We start from the raw sequence: 14,623 nt of genomic DNA, 5'->3' as shown, positions 1-14,623 counted from the left end.
CACGCATCTTGTCGGCATTCCATGACCTCGCCTCCCAGTCTTACGGAGGCGACGAAGCCGGACTGATCTCCGGCTACCTGTTCGACACCTCCGCACCCGAGCCAGCGCGGGTCATCGACTCCGCGCAGGCGGCGGCATGGCTGGTCGAACAACGCGACAAAGGCGATGAAGGCAGCGGCGAAGAGAACCCCTCCTACGTCTGGCTGCACTTCAACCTGAGCCATGCGCATGCCGAGCGCTGGCTGGTGCGGCACGCGAACCTCCCGGACACCTTCTACGAGACGCTGCACGAAGGCCTGCCCTCCACGCGCATCGAACGCGCCGACGATTCGCTGATCGCCGTCATCAACGACGTGCACTTCGAATTCAGCTTCGAGCCCTCGGACATTTCCACGCTGTGGATCAGCGTGGGCCCGCGCCTCGTGGTCACGGCGCGCACCAAGCCGCTGCGCTCGGTCGACACGCTGCGCACGGCCGTGAAGGCGGGCGACGCGCCGCGTTCGAGCACCGAGCTGCTCGAACACCTGCTGCGCGCGCAGGCCGACGTGCTGGTGAAGATCGTGCGCGGCGTCACCTCGCGCATCGACCGCATCGAAGACGAACTGCTCGCCGGCCGCCTCGACCACAAGCGCGCGCGGCTGGGCGTGTTGCGCCGGCTGCTGGTGCGGCTGCAGCGGCTGCTCGCGCCCGAGCCTGCCGCCCTGTTCCGCCTGCTGCAAGGGCCTCCCGCCTGGATGGCCGAGCCCGACGCGCAGGCGCTGCGCGGCTCGACCGAGGAGTTCTCGGTGGTGCTGCGCGACATGCAGGCACTGCAGGAGCGCATCAAGCTGCTGCAGGAAGAAATAGCCGCCAACGTCAACGAGGACAACAACCGCAGCCTGTTCGTGCTGACGGTGGTCACGGTGCTGGCGCTGCCGATCAACATCCTTGCCGGCCTGTTCGGCATGAACGTCGGCGGCATTCCGCTGGCCGACCACAAGCACGGCTTCTGGATCGTGGTGGCAATCGTCGCGAGCTTCACCGCGGTGGCGGCCTGGGCGGCTTTTCGCAAGAAGCGCTGAGCCGCATGCAGCGGTACAGTAATGCTATTTATTTAATAGCAACTTGCACAGCATCCATGCGCCCGCATCGATGTTCCAGACCCCATAGAATGCGAGGGTGTCCTCCATTCTCAATGCCGATCTTCACTGCCACTCCGTGGTCTCCGACGGCACACTGACGCCCGAAGAATTGGCCGCGCGCGCGGCCGCCAACGGGGTCGAGCTCTGGGCCCTCACCGACCACGACGAGGTCGGCGGCCAACACCGCGCAGCAGCAGCAGCCCGTGCAAACGGCATGCGCTACCTCACCGGCACCGAGATCTCGGTGACCTTCGCGGGCGAAACGGTGCACATCGTCGGCCTGGGCTTCGATGCCAACGACGCAGCGATGTCGCAAGGCCTCTACGACACACGCGGCGGCCGCGGCAAGCGCGCGCAGGAAATGTCCGAAGGTCTGGCCAAGGTCGGCATCCACGGTGCATACGAAGGCGCGCTCAGGTTCGTCGGCAACCCCGAACTCATTTCGCGCACGCACTTCGCGCGCTTTCTCGTCGAGCAGGGCCACTGCCGCGACACGCCCGAGGTGTTCCGCAAGTTCCTCACCGAAGGCAAGCCCGGCTACGTGCCGCACCGCTGGGCCTCGCTGAAGGACGCCGTGCACTGGATCACCGCAGCCAAGGGCATGGCCGTGATCGCTCACCCTGGCCGCTACAAGTTCACGGCCAACGAGGAGTACGCGCTGTTCCTCGAATTCAAGGCGCATGGCGGCAAGGCGATCGAGGTCGTCACCGGCAGCCACACGCCGGCCGAGTATGTCGAGTACGCCGACAAGGCGCTCGAATTCGATTTCGCCGCCTCGCGCGGCAGCGATTTCCACAGCCCCGACGAGAGTCATTGCGATCTCGGCAAGCTGCCGCCGTTGCCTGGCGCGCTCACTCCTGTGTGGGAACTGCTCGGCGACCGCATCCAGCAGTGAGCCAGAACCCCGGGACCGGCATCGACAACGCGGCAGCCGTTGCGCTGGCGAATGCGCGCCTCGCGGCGCAAAAGACGCGCGACACCGAATCGGGCCGCATCCTCGCGGGCATCGGTCTGGTGCTGGTGGCCGTGGCCTGCTTCGCCACGCTCGACACCGCAACCAAGGCCTCTACCGCAGGCGTGCCCATCCTCATGGGCGTGTGGTTCCGCTACGCATTCCAGGCCGTGGCCACCACGGCCGTGCTCCTGCCGCTGCATGGCACGGCGCTGCTGCGCACGCGGCACCCGCGCTACCAGTTGCTGCGCGGTGCGCTGCTGCTGGTGTCGAGCACGCTGGCCTTCCTCAGCCTGCGCTACATGCCGCTGGCCGAGTTCACGTCGATCGTGCTGATTGCGCCGCTGGTGATCACGCTGCTGGCCGCCACCACGCTCAAGGAATATGTGTCGCCGCTGCGCTGGGTGCTGGTGGCGGGCGGCTTCATCGGCACGCTGGTCATCCTGCGACCGGGCGGCGAGGCCTTCAGCTGGGCCATCCTGCTGCCGATCGGGCTGGTGCTGACCAATGCATGGTTCCAGGTGCTCACGAGCAAGCTCGCGCAGACCGAGAACCCGCTCACGATGCATTTCTATACCGGCTGGGTCGGCGCGCTGATTGCATCGCTCGCAGTGCCCTTCGTATGGACCGAGCTGGACTCGTGGCATTGGTGGGCGCTGCTGTGCCTGATGGGCTTCATGGGCACGGTGGGTCACTTCATCCTGATCCTGGCCTACCAGCGCGCGCCGGCATCCACGCTCACGCCTTATCTTTATGCCCAGATCGCTTTTGCCATGCTCGGCGGCTGGCTCATCTTTTCCCAACTGCCCGACCGCTACTCGCTCATCGGCATGGCGATGATCGCGGTCTGCGGTGCGGCCGGTGCGTGGCTTACGGTGCGCGAGCGCCGCGTACCTATCGAGCCCGCCGAATCCTGATCCGGAGTTTTTTCATGGCCCAGTACTTCGAAGTCCACCCCGAGAACCCGCAGCAGCGGCTGCTGAAGCAGGCCGTCACGCTGCTCGAGCGCGGCGAGATCATTGCGGTGCCCACCGACTCCAGCTATGCGCTGGCCTGCCACCTCGACGACAAGGACGCGGTCGACCAGTTGCGCCGCATCCGCCAGGTCGACGAGAAGCACCACCTCACGCTGCTGTGCCGCGACCTGAGCGAGCTGGCCAACTACGCGCGCGTCGACAACAAGCAATACCGCCTGCTGAAGGCGGCCACGCCCGGCCCCTACACATTCCTGCTCGAAGCCACCAAGGAAGTACCGCGCCGCGTGAGCCATCCGCAGCGCAAGACCATCGGCCTGCGCGTGCCTGATCACAAGGTGCTGCTGGAGCTGCTGTCGCTGCACGGTGCACCGCTGCTGGCCACCACGCTGATCGCACCGGGCGAGACCGAGGCACTGAACGACGCGCAGATCATCCGCGAGCGCTTCGAGAAGCAGATCGCCGGCGTCATCGACGCAGGTGCCTGCCCGTCGCAGCCGACCACGGTGGTCGACCTCACGCCCATGGGCACTGGCGACGAGCCGGTCGTGGTGCGCCAGGGACGCGGTGCATTGGCTGTGCTCGGCCTCTGAAATCGGGGCTGAGAACCACTCCCGTCTGACACAATCGCCCAGTGGATATTTCCAACCTGATACAGACCGTACTGACCTACGCGCTGCCCGTGATCTTCGCGATCACCGTGCACGAGGCAGCGCACGGCTATGTGGCTCGCCATTTCGGCGACAACACGGCCGAGGTCATGGGGCGCGTCACCCTCAACCCGATGAAGCACATCGACCCCATCGGGACCATCCTGATGCCGCTGATGCTGTACTTCGCGACCTCGGGTGCGTTCCTGTTCGGCTATGCCAAGCCGGTGCCGGTCAACTTTGGGCGGCTGCGTCATCCGAAGCGCGACATGGTGTGGGTCGCGCTGGCCGGGCCGGCCTCCAATTTCGTGCAGGCGATCTTGTGGGCGCTGGTGCTGGTGGCGCTTGTTGCCGCTGGCGTGAGTGAATCCTTTTTCATCAAGATGGCGCAGGGCGGCATCCTCGTCAACCTCGTGATGTGGGCCTTCAACCTGTTCCCGCTGCCCCCGCTCGACGGCGGCCGCGTACTGGCTGGCCTGCTGCCCAACGGACAGGCGCAGATGTTCCTGGCACGCATCGAACCGTACGGCTTCTTCATCGTGATGGGCCTCGTCATTGCGGGCGTCGTCAGCACATACTGGCTGCGACCGCTGATGGACGTGGGCTACTTCGTCATCAACCTGATCATCACCCCGCTCAAGGCGTTGCTGCTCTAAGTCTTCTTTCTTCGTCCCATGGCTCCGTCTCCTCAAGCTCCCCTGCGCGTCCTGACCGGCATCACGCCGTCGGGCACGCCTCACCTCGGCAACTACGTCGGTTCGATCCGCCATTCGGTGCGGCAAAGCGTCGCGCCCGGTGTGCAGAGCTTCTTCTTCCTGGCGGACTACCACGCGCTCATCAAGGTGCAGGAGCCGGCACTCATCCAGCGCTCCACGCTCGAGATCGCCGCCAGCTGGCTGGCCTGCGGGCTCGACCCCGAGCGCGTCACCTTCTACCGCCAGTCGGACATCGTCGAGATCCCCGAGCTGACCTGGTTCCTCACCTGCGTCACCGGCAAGGGCGTGCTCAACCGCGCGCATGCATACAAAGCACAGCTCGACAAGAACGTGGCCAAGGGCGAGGACCCCGATGCCGACGTGACGGCCGGCCTCTTCATGTACCCGGTGCTCATGGGCGCCGACATCCTGATGTTCAACGCCCACAAGGTGCCCGTGGGCCGCGACCAGGTGCAGCACATCGAGATGGCGCGCGACATGGCGCAGCGCTTCAACCACCTGTACGGCGATCACTTCACGCTGCCCGAGGCCGAGATCGACGACGCCGTGGCCACCCTGCCCGGCCTCGACGGCCGCAAGATGAGCAAGAGCTACGGCAACACGATCCCGCTGTTCGCGCCGCGCGCGCAGCTGCAAAAGCAGATCTCCAGCATCGTGACCGACTCGCGCGCGCCCGGTGAGCCCAAGGACACCGAGGGCTCGGCCCTGTTCCAGATCTACCAGGCCTTTGCCAGCGCCGAAGAAACCGAGTCGCTGCGCAAGGAGTACGCCAATGGCATTAGTTGGGGCGACGCCAAGCAGCTGCTGTTCGAGCGCATCGACCATGAAGTGGCGCCGCTGCGCGCGCGCTACGACGCGCTGATGAACGACCCGGCAGAGATCGAGCGCATCCTGCTCATCGGCGCCGAGAAGGCGCAAGCCCTGTCGAAGCCGTTCATGGCCAGCCTGCGCCACGCGGTCGGCCTGCGCAATCTCGCGGCCGGCAAGGACAAGGGCGCAGCCAAGGCTGCCAAGGTCGCGAAGCCAAGTTTCAAGCAGTACCGCGAAAAGGCGGACGGGCTTTTCTATTTCAAGCTGTTGGATGCGCGCGGCGAAACCCTGCTGCAAAGCCGTGGATTCACGTCGCCGCAGGAAGCGGGCCGTACCATCGCGATCTTGCAGGCGCAGCGCGGCGAAGCATTGACCACGCTGGCCAGCCAGCTGGAACCCATCGACACAGAAGGAACACGCGCCGTCACCGAGGCGCTGGAGGCCCTGACGGAGGCAACACCCACAACAAGCGGGAGTTGATCCGGCAAAGCCCATCGGCTTATCCGCCGATGAGCAGGAAGAGAGAAGACGGTGCGATCACAAAGGAAGAAAACATGAGCATTTATGTCATCGACGACCACCCCCTGATGCGCGACGCGATCGTGATGGTCTTGCGGCGATTGCGTCCGGCCGAGAACATCGTCGAGCTCGAGCGCCTCGACAAGCTCGCGAGCTCGGTGCAGCAGCGTGGTGCGCCCACCCTCTTCTGCCTGGACCTGAAGCTCCCGGACACCAATGGCGTGTCGGGCGTGATCGCGGTCAAGCAGGTCTATCCGAACGTGCCCATTGCCGTGTATTCGGCAGCACCTTCCGCGGACATGGAGGACGCCTGCATCGAAGCCGGCGCAGACACCTATATCGAGAAGTCAGCCAGTTCTAACGAACTGGCGGCTGCCTTGCGCGGCCTGCTGATGGCAGGCTCGGAAGATGAAGCCGACGAGATGCCAGCCGCCAACAGCGGCAAGCTGTCGAAGCGGCAGACGCAGCTGATCGCCATGCTCGACAAGGGCATGAGCAACCGCGACATCGCCACCGACCTGGAGATCAGCGAGCACACGGTGAAGGTGCACCTGTGGCGCCTGTTCCGCAGGCTCGGCGTGAAGAGCCGTACCCAAGCTCTGCACTACGCGCGCACCAACGGTTTGCTGTCAGGCTGATTCCCGCCGGCGAGCCTGACGACCTCCAGAACCGCGCCCTGTGCGCGGTTTTTTATGCGGCGCGCTCTCAGCTCAGCCGCCCGAGGCGCTCACGCGGGCTTGCGCCACTGCCTCATCGGCGTCGTGCAGCGCCACGCGGAACACGCTGCCGCTGCCCAGGCGCGAACGCACGCTGACGGGATGGCCCAGCACGTGCGACAGCCGCGCGACGATGGCAAGGCCCAGGCCGAAGCCGTCGGAGGTGCCGGCATGGTCCGCCACCTTGTAGAACTCCAGGAACACGTCGCGCAGATGCTCGGGCGCGATGCCGATGCCGGTGTCCCACACTTCCACGCGCAGGCCGTCGCGTGTCTGCCGCGCCGCCAGCAGCACGCCGCCTTCGGCCGTGTACTTGATGGCGTTGGCCAGCAGGTTGCCGATCATGCGGCGCACGCGGATCGGGTCGGTCAGGAACGAGCCCTCGCACACGTGCACGCGGAAGTCGAGGCCGCGGCTCTCGGCCACCGGGCGGTACTGCAGTTCGAGGTCGTGCAGCAGCTCGGGCACGTCGACCCGCTCGACGTGCAGGCGCACCTGGCCCGAGTCGATGCGCGCCAGGTCGAACATGGAGTCGAACAGCGCATTCACCGCATGCGTGGCGCGCACGATCTTCGGCGCGAGTTCCAGCACCAGCTCAGGCTCGTTGCGCAGCCAGTCGGCGTACAACGAAAGTGCCAGCACCGGCTGGCGCATGTCGTGCGCGGCGCTGGCCAGGAAACGGTTCTTCATGGCCACGGCCGACACCGCCGCTTGGCGCTGCTGGGTCAGCGACTTGATCAGGATGTGGTTGTGGAACAGCAGCTCCAGGCTGTTGCGCGCCGTCTCATGAATGTGCCGCCCCGCCCGCAGCAACAGGAACCAGTGCAGGATCGGCAAGATCGGCATCAGGTAGCCGTACTGGAACTGCGGATGGTGCAGCGCGATCGACGCCAGGCGTATCACCACCGCGCCCAGCATCGTGATGAACAGCGTGTTGACGTAGCGCTTGAGCAGCGGCGGATGCAGCGCCAGCCCGTTGAGCGGGAAGGTGCCCACACCGGCCACGATGAGCCAGCTCATGAACTGGTTGACCTGCGGCGTGCGCTCGAAGAACAGCAGCACCGACAAGCCCCACACCACCGCGCTGGTGCTCCAGACGAAGCCGTAGCGCTCGGTGAACTGCTGCTGCGCCGCCGCGCTGCGCCCGGCATAGCGCACCGCATAGACCCGCGCGCCCCATGCGCGGCACGCGGTGGCAATAAGACCGGCTACGAGCCACGTGAGCAGCTCCCAGCGGGGCACATAGGCCCAGTTCAGGCCGACCATCGCGGGCATGAGCGCGGCCGAGACAAAATACGAGCCCCGCGCGGAGCGCATCAGGCTGCGGATGAGTTCGCCGCGCACCCACGATTCGGCCTCGTCGGCCGAAGCCGGGGCGGGGGTCATGCTGGCGATAGACGCGTTGGCCATAAGAGCGGCGATCTTAACGGCGTCCTCGCCATTGTTTCCTAGGGTAACAATCGAAAACAGCGTTCAACAATTCAAACGCTAACCAGGAAGAATTCACTCGCATGCTTTCGCATGTCTACATCGGCGCGAACGATTTCGAACGCGCCTTTTCTTTCTATTCGGCGCTCATGGGCGAACTCGGCCTCAAGCTGAGGTTTCGCGATGACGGCAAGCCCTGGGCCGGCTGGCAAAGCCCTGATGCGCCCCGCCCGCTCTTCCTTGTGGGTACCCCGTACGACGACCAGGCCGCCTCGCCGGGCAACGGACAGATGGTGGCGCTGATGGCCGCCGACCGGGCCACGGTGGACCGCGCCCATGCCACCGCCCTCGCGCACGGCGGCGTGTGCGAAGGCCCGCCCGGCCTCAGGCCGCACTACCACCCGGACTACTATGGCACCTACTTCCGCGATCCGGACGGAAACAAACTCTGCGTCTGCTGCCACACACCAAACCCATGCTGAACAACCTGACTCCCTTCCTCATCCACTGGGCCATCACCGCCATCTCGCTGTGGGTGGCCAGCCACCTGTTTCGCGGACTCAAGTTCGACAGCACCGGCGCGCTGGTGGTCTCCGCGCTGCTGCTGGGCCTGGCCAACGCCGTCGTCAAGCCGCTGCTGATCGTGCTCACGCTGCCGCTGACGCTGGTGACCTTCGGGCTGTTCCTGCTGGTCATCAACGCGCTGATGATCCTGCTGGTGGCGGCGCTGGTGAAAGGCTTCAAGGTGTCGGGCTTCTGGACCGCGCTGTTCGCGAGCATCTTCATCTCGCTGCTGAGCATCGCCATCGGCTCGTTCGTGACGAGCGACGACCCGGCCGAGAAGGTGCAGATGCCGCAGAGCGGCAACTGGCTCTGAACTGAGCGCGCACGCCTGAGCACACGGCGCCATCCCATGTTTTGCGGAGAGACAACGCGCAAGGGCTGCCTATGATCCGCCTCACCCGGCATACAGACCGGTGAATGAGGAGCCCCCATGAAGATCGCCTTCACGTCGTGCATGAACTTCAAGTCCGGCCCCGACGGCTACCAGCACGTCTGGGACCGCATCGCGCAGGAGCAGCCGGACTACCTGTTCCTGCTGGGCGACCAGATCTACATGGATTTCTTTCCCGACCTGGGCGAACCGTCCAAGTGGGACGCCGCCAAGTTCGCCGACGTGATGCAGGGAAAGTACGAAGCGCAATGGAACGTGCCGAATTTCAAGGCACTGCGAACCGCGCTGCGCCAGCGGCAGGACAACGGCGGCGGCGTGTACGGCACCTGGGACGACCACGACTTCGCCTGGAACAACGCGCACGGCTCGAACGTCAAGGCGCCGGTGAAGCAGGAGACCCGCCGGCTGTTCACCAAATACATGGAGATCGAGCAGCTGCGCAACCCCGCGCACCTCGACCCCAAGATCGACGGCATCTATTACTCGGTGCCCCTGATGCACCAGCAGCAGCGCATCGGCAAGGCGATCTTTCTCGACACCCGCTGGTACAGCAAAGACCCCGGAGACGCGAGCCCGCTGCTCGGGCAGAAGCAGCTCGACTACCTCAAGCAGGAGCTGGCCGACGAGCAAGGCTACGTGCTGATCTGCGCCGGCATGCCGATCCGCGCAACCGGCAACGGCTGGATGCGCTACCGCGATGACTACGCGAAGTTCCGCGAGATCATCTACAAGCGCAACGTGATCTTCCTGACCGGCGACATCCACGAGAACGCGTTCCTGCCGCCGGCCGACGAGACGAAGATGTTCGAGGTCGTCTCCTCGGGCGCCTTCGTCACCAAGTACTACTACACCGGCGAGCGCGAGAACTTCGGCATCCTCGAATACTCGCCAGCGAGCACCGACATCAAGCTGTTCGACAAGCGCGGGCTCGGAAGGCACAACGTCATCGACAACGCCACCTTCGTGCACAAGGAGATCCGGTGAAGGCACCTGGGGTGCCTCTCGGCACCCTTGCGGCAGTTACTTGCCCCACACGGTCTTGTACTGCGTGCGATAGCCGTTGTCCGGGTCGAACACGTTCTTCGGCCCGCCGTCCTTGCCTACGTTGCCCACCGTCACCAGATGCACCTTGGGCACGTAGCCCGACCACTTCTCCTTGGCGAAGGCGCGGTTGAGTTCGTCCACGATCTGCCAGCCCTGCATGTTCAGCGGCTCGGGCACCGTGCCGGCCTGGAAGCGCTGCGTGCGGATGCGCTGGTAGGCCGCCTCGGAGCCGTCGCCGGCCGACACGGCCTTGGGCGAGCCGTCGCCCTTCTTGCCTGCCGCCGTGAGCGAGGGGCCCATGAAGTCGAAGTACAGGTCGTTGATGGCCAGCGAGTGCGTCCACTTGTCGCCGAAGCGCTGCAGCAGCGAGGTGGTGAGCTGCGGCATGCGGGTGGAGCTTTCGGCGATGGGGCTGTCCTCGAAGCTCAGCACGGTGCAGCCGCCGCACTTCTTGATGACGGCCTCCATGGCGCGCGCCTTGTACAGCGCAATGGCGTACTGCGAGTCGGTGAAGATCACCACGCCGGCCTTGCCGCCCGAATCGGCCACCACCCACGAGGCGGCGACGTCGGCCACGTCGTCGGTCACGGTGGTCACGTTGGCGTACAGGCCCGCCTTGTCGTTCGGGCCCGGCTGCTCGCCCGAGTGCCAGCCGACCAGCGGAATGCCCGACTTCGCGGCGCCCGCGAACGCAGCCTTCTGCTCGGTGGTGTCGAAGCCGCCGACCACGATGCCCGCCGGCTTGACGGCCAGCGCCTGGTTGAGCGCGGCGGTGCGCCCGCTCACGGTGCCCTGCCCGTCGATGACGCGCACCGTCCAGCCGATGGCGCGGGCCGCTTCTTCCACGCCCTTGCTGACGCCGACGATGCCGCCGTTCTTCATGTCGCCCGCGACGAAGACAATGGTCTTTCCGGCGCTGGCCTTGGGGCCGGTGGTGGGGCCGTCCCATTTTTCCTTGGTCATGGTCGCGGTCTCGACCTTCTTCTTCGCAACATCGAGAAAGTCATCGGCCATGGCCTTGGGTGCCAGCGTGGCGGCGCACAGGGCCAGCACGGCAGCGGCGACGGTGCGTGCGGGAACACTCTTCTTCATGCTTGTCTCCAGTCGTTGTGATGAGCCGTCATTCCGACGGCGTTGAGGGAACGGGTTGCGCGTGATCGAGCTGCCGCTCGGCAATGCGCCGCTTGATCGAACGGTTGCGCCGCTGTTGCGCCCAGCCCGCGATGCCGATGGACACCAGCAGCGTCAGGCCGTTGAAAAGCGGCTCCACATAGAAGGCGCCGCCGAACTGCTGGATGCCCGAGATGCCGATGGCAAGAATCGCCACGCCAACCAGCGTGCCCCACACGTTCACTCGGCCGGGCCGGATGGTGGTCGAACCAAGGAACGCACCCACCAGCGCAGGCAGCAGGAATTCGAGCCCCACGCTCGCCTGCCCGATCTGCAGCCGCGAAGCCAGCAGCACGCCCGCAAAGCCCGACAGCAGCCCCGACGCGACGAACGCGCCCATCACATGCCTGCGCACCGAAATGCCGTTGAGCTGCGCCGCCTTCGGGTTCGCGCCAATGACGTACAGCGCGCGGCCCAGCGGCGTGAACTCGGTGACGACCCACAGCGTGACGCTCACCGCAAGCACATAGAACGCGCCCACCGGCAGCCCCAGCAGGTTGCCGCCCGCGATGCCGACAAAACCGTCGGGCAACTCGCCCACCACCTGCCGCCCGCCGCTGTGCCACATGGCCACCGCGTAGATCACGGTGCCCGTACCCAGCGTGGCGATGAACGAATCGATCTGCGCCAGTTCGACCAGCAGTCCGTTGAGCACGCCGAACAGCGCCGCGCACGCCAGTACCACCAGCACTGCCGCCGGCCACGGCAGGCCGAGCTGCGTCTGCAGGCTGATCGCGAGGATGTGCCACAGCACAATGCCGTAGCCCACCGTGAGATCGATCTTGCCGGTGATCATCGGGATGGTCGCGGCCAGTGCCAGCAGTGCAATCACCGACTTGTCGGCCAGGATCGCGCGCAGGTTGAACAGCGTCGGAAAGGTGTCGGGCAGCAGCAGCGAGAACAGCAGCGCCAGCGCCGCCATCAGCACCACGAGCCCGTAGACCGGCATTGCGCGGCCGATGCTCTGCGCCAGGGAAATGGCCTCGCCGTCGAGGGACTTGTCGGGCTCCAGCGCCGTGGACCGGATGGAACTGCTCATGCGTGAATCTCCTCGCGCGTTGCCGCGCCTGCTGCCAATGCCAATAGCTTTTCGACCGTGATCGCGTCGCCCGTGAGTTCGGCCGCGATCAGGCCGTCGCGGAACACGAGCACGCGGGTACACACGGTCGCGATTTCCTCAAAGTCGGTGGAGACCACGACCAGCGCCGTGCCAGCCTCGGCGCGCTCACGCAGCACGCCGTAGATCTGCCGCTTGGCGCCAACGTCCACGCCTGCGGTGGGCTCTTCGAGCACTACCAGCGGCTTGTCCAGGTGGAACCAGCGCGCCAGCACCACCTTCTGCTGGTTGCCGCCGGAGAGCTGCTGCACTTCGGCGGACGGCGCGGGCGGATTGACGTCGAAGCGCCGGATGAGCGCGAGTGCCTGGTCGTTCTCCCGGCGCGGGCGGTCGAAGGCAAGGCCGCGGTCGCCATGCAATGCGGCGTTGGGAAAGAGGTTCTCCAGCACGGTCATCGAACCGGCAAGGTTTTCTTCAAGGCGCTCGCCGGCAACGTAGGCCACGCCGGCGCGGATGGCGTCGGCGGAACACGTGAAGGCGCATGCGTTGCCGAGCAGTCGCATGCGGCCGGCCGACAGCGGCTCGCGGCCGAAGATCGCGCGGCTGATGGCCTCGTGGCCCGCGCCGCGCAGGCCGACGAGGCCCAGCACTTCGCCGCGGTGCACGGCGAGGCTCAACGGGCCGGCGTTGCCGCTGGCCGCGCCGTCGAGCTGCAGCACGGGCTCGCTGCTCCCGGGTTCAGGTGCCTTCGCCTTCTGCACCGAAGCCGACAGCGCCTTGCCCACGATCAGCCCGACGAGTTCGCCCTCGTTCGTCTGCGCCGTGTCCTTCACCGCCACCAGCTTGCCGTCGCGCATCACGGCCGCGCGGTCGGAAATGGCCAACACCTCGTCGAGCCGGTGCGACACGTACAGCATTGCCATGCCCTGCCGGCGCAATTCGCGCAGCACGCCGAACATGCGCTCCACGTCGCTCATCGGAAGGCTGGCCGAGGGCTCGTCGAGCACCAGCAGCCGCGCCTTCACTTCAAGCGCGCGGCCGATGGCCAGCAGCGACTTCTCGGCGCGCGTGAGCGAGAACACGCGGCGGCCTGGATCGATGTCGCAGCCCACGCGCGCCATCACGCGGCGCGCCGTGTCGTTCGCGGCGGACCAGTCGATGAGGCCGAAGCGGCGCGGATAACCGGTGCCCAGACCCACGTTCTCGGCAACCGTCATCCATTCGACAAGGCCCAGGTCCTGGTGGATGAACGCAACCGGCTGCTCGCGCCGGTCGCTGCGCCGCCAGTCGGCTTGCGGTCGGCCGTCGAAAAGAATCTCTCCCTGGTCCGCGGGATAGATACCCGCGAGCAGCTTGATGAGCGTGGACTTGCCCGCACCGTTCTCGCCGAGCAGCGCGAGGATTTCTCCGGCGCGCACGTCGAGCGTGACGTTGTCGACCGCCTGCGTGCCGCCGAAGCGTTTGCTGATGCCCTGGAACTGCAGCAAGGCAGAAGCGGCGTTCATGCGCGCACCGCCCCGCGGGTGTTCAGGCGAATGCGGTAGAGCGATGTCGAGGCGCACACGAACAGCTCGTTGCCGTCATTGCCACCGAAGGTCAGGTTGCCCACCTTCTCCGGCACCGCGATGCGCGCCATGCGCGTGCCGTCAGGGTGATAGACCTGCACGCTGTCGGCGCTGCTTGTGTAGACGAAGCCGTGCACGTCGATGCGAAAGCCATCCGCAAGCCCCGGGTTCACGACCGCGAACACGCGCGGGCTGGCAAGGTCCTGCCCGCCGATCACCTCGAAGGCGACGATATGGTGATGCCCCGAGCCGTCGGTGCGCAAGGCGGCCGATGTGTCGCTCACATAGAGGACGCTTTCGTCGGGCGAGAAGGCCAGGCCGTTGGGCTCTTCGACGAAATCGCTCACCGAGCGCAACGCGCCGCTTGCGGGGTCGAAGCGGAACACATGGTTGCGGCCCAGTTCGCTCTGGGCCTTGTGCCCTTCATGGTCGGACACGATGCCGTACGGCGGATCGGTGAACCAGATGCTGCCGTCGCGCTTCACGACGATGTCGTTGGGCGAGTTGAGCCGGCGGCCCTGATAGCGGTCGACCACCACCTCGTCGGCCAGCGGCAGCAGGCCCGGGCCGAAGCGCGTGCGCACGATGGCGCGCTGGCCGTGCGAGCAATGCAGCAAAGCGCCGTCGGCCTCGCGGGTGTGGCCGTTGGTGAACTCCACGCCCTCGCGCCACACGCTCATGCCGCCTTCGGCATGCCAGCGCAGCATGCGGTTGTTGGGAATGTCGCTCCACAGCACCGCGCCGTCTTCGCGCATCCACACCGGGCCTTCGCTCCAAGCGGCGCCGGTGCACAGGCGCTCGAGCGGACCGGCATCGCGGGCGACGGGGGCGAAACGGGAATCGAAGACTTCGATGGTCATGGCCACGGCGCTGGTTTCCCTGAACTTGGGGTTTGCAGTGTGGCACCGGAAAAGATACCGGTAACTTAGGCTTTTCCCGTACGCTG

The 14,623-nt window shown here is 66.1% G+C and carries 15 protein-coding genes; 10 read left to right on the top strand and 5 right to left on the bottom strand.

Features of this window, described 5'->3' with window-relative positions; genetic code table 11:
• Window positions 1-8 precede the first annotated feature (8 nt).
• The 7 genes from BLV60_RS28190 (at window position 9) to BLV60_RS28160 (ending at window position 6,380) form a co-directional block, all read left to right on the top strand.
• Window positions 9-1,061 (top strand): transporter, encoded by a 1,053-nt coding sequence (locus BLV60_RS28190; protein ID WP_093058608.1) that lies wholly within the window; start codon window positions 9-11, stop codon window positions 1,059-1,061.
• 97 nt (window positions 1,062-1,158) lie between these two features.
• Window positions 1,159-2,016: a 3',5'-nucleoside bisphosphate phosphatase gene (locus BLV60_RS28185; protein WP_093058607.1), complete on the top strand. Its 858-nt coding sequence runs from the start codon at window positions 1,159-1,161 to the stop codon at window positions 2,014-2,016.
• Window positions 2,013-2,990 carry a DMT family transporter gene (locus BLV60_RS28180; RefSeq protein WP_093058606.1) on the top strand — a complete coding sequence of 326 codons (978 nt, stop codon included), beginning with the start codon at window positions 2,013-2,015 and terminating at the stop codon, window positions 2,988-2,990. The genes BLV60_RS28185 and BLV60_RS28180 overlap by 4 nt, the downstream gene beginning before the upstream one ends.
• Window positions 2,991-3,004: 14 nt before the next feature.
• Complete coding sequence (locus tag BLV60_RS28175) at window positions 3,005-3,640, top strand: L-threonylcarbamoyladenylate synthase (protein WP_093058605.1); 636 nt, start codon at window positions 3,005-3,007, stop codon at window positions 3,638-3,640.
• A gap of 41 nt (window positions 3,641-3,681) precedes the next feature.
• Complete coding sequence (locus tag BLV60_RS28170) at window positions 3,682-4,353, top strand: site-2 protease family protein (protein ID WP_093058604.1); 672 nt, start codon at window positions 3,682-3,684, stop codon at window positions 4,351-4,353.
• Window positions 4,354-4,371: 18 nt separating this feature from the next.
• Window positions 4,372-5,703 (top strand): tryptophan--tRNA ligase, encoded by a 1,332-nt coding sequence (locus tag BLV60_RS28165; protein ID WP_093058603.1) that lies wholly within the window; start codon window positions 4,372-4,374, stop codon window positions 5,701-5,703.
• Window positions 5,704-5,777: 74 nt separating this feature from the next.
• Window positions 5,778-6,380 (top strand): LuxR C-terminal-related transcriptional regulator, encoded by a 603-nt coding sequence (locus BLV60_RS28160; RefSeq protein ID WP_093058637.1) that lies wholly within the window; start codon window positions 5,778-5,780, stop codon window positions 6,378-6,380.
• Window positions 6,381-6,452: 72 nt separating this feature from the next.
• On the opposite strand, the gene BLV60_RS28155 is transcribed toward BLV60_RS28160, so the two are convergent.
• Entirely contained in the window at window positions 6,453-7,844 is a 1,392-nt protein-coding gene (locus BLV60_RS28155; RefSeq protein ID WP_256216781.1) for a surface-behavior sensor histidine kinase ShkS, read from the bottom strand.
• A 125-nt stretch (window positions 7,845-7,969) separates the two neighbouring features.
• On the opposite strand from BLV60_RS28155, the gene BLV60_RS28150 reads away from it, so the two are divergent.
• From BLV60_RS28150 to BLV60_RS28140, 3 genes are all read left to right on the top strand, one after another.
• Entirely contained in the window at window positions 7,970-8,368 is a 399-nt protein-coding gene (locus BLV60_RS28150; protein WP_093058601.1) for a VOC family protein, read from the top strand.
• Window positions 8,362-8,763 carry a phage holin family protein gene (locus tag BLV60_RS28145; protein WP_093058600.1) on the top strand — a complete coding sequence of 134 codons (402 nt, stop codon included), beginning with the start codon at window positions 8,362-8,364 and terminating at the stop codon, window positions 8,761-8,763. Before BLV60_RS28150 ends, BLV60_RS28145 begins: the two co-directional genes overlap by 7 nt.
• 117 nt (window positions 8,764-8,880) lie before the next feature.
• Window positions 8,881-9,825 (top strand): alkaline phosphatase D family protein, encoded by a 945-nt coding sequence (locus tag BLV60_RS28140; protein WP_093058599.1) that lies wholly within the window; start codon window positions 8,881-8,883, stop codon window positions 9,823-9,825.
• Window positions 9,826-9,861: 36 nt separating this feature from the next.
• On the opposite strand, the gene BLV60_RS28135 is transcribed toward BLV60_RS28140, so the two are convergent.
• Genes BLV60_RS28135 through BLV60_RS28120 form a run of 4 tightly spaced genes read right to left on the bottom strand, consistent with a single transcriptional unit; the run spans window position 9,862 to window position 14,537 of the window.
• Window positions 9,862-10,977, bottom strand: coding sequence for an ABC transporter substrate-binding protein (locus tag BLV60_RS28135; RefSeq protein WP_093058598.1), 1,116 nt, complete (start codon window positions 10,975-10,977; stop codon window positions 9,862-9,864).
• 28 nt (window positions 10,978-11,005) lie between these two features.
• The gene (locus BLV60_RS28130; protein WP_093058597.1) at window positions 11,006-12,094 is read right to left on the bottom strand and encodes an ABC transporter permease; all 1,089 of its coding nucleotides are present in this window, start codon (window positions 12,092-12,094) and stop codon (window positions 11,006-11,008) included.
• Window positions 12,091-13,617, bottom strand: coding sequence for a sugar ABC transporter ATP-binding protein (locus BLV60_RS28125; protein ID WP_093058596.1), 1,527 nt, complete (start codon window positions 13,615-13,617; stop codon window positions 12,091-12,093). Before BLV60_RS28125 ends, BLV60_RS28130 begins: the two co-directional genes overlap by 4 nt.
• Complete coding sequence (locus BLV60_RS28120) at window positions 13,614-14,537, bottom strand: SMP-30/gluconolactonase/LRE family protein (protein ID WP_093058595.1); 924 nt, start codon at window positions 14,535-14,537, stop codon at window positions 13,614-13,616. The genes BLV60_RS28125 and BLV60_RS28120 overlap by 4 nt, the downstream gene beginning before the upstream one ends.
• Window positions 14,538-14,623 lie beyond the last annotated feature (86 nt).

Source organism: Variovorax sp. YR634 (assembly GCF_900106655.1).
GTDB lineage: Bacteria > Pseudomonadota > Gammaproteobacteria > Burkholderiales > Burkholderiaceae_C > Variovorax.
Note: the sequence above shows the minus strand (reverse complement) of the source record. Positions and strands in the feature narration are given on the sequence as shown.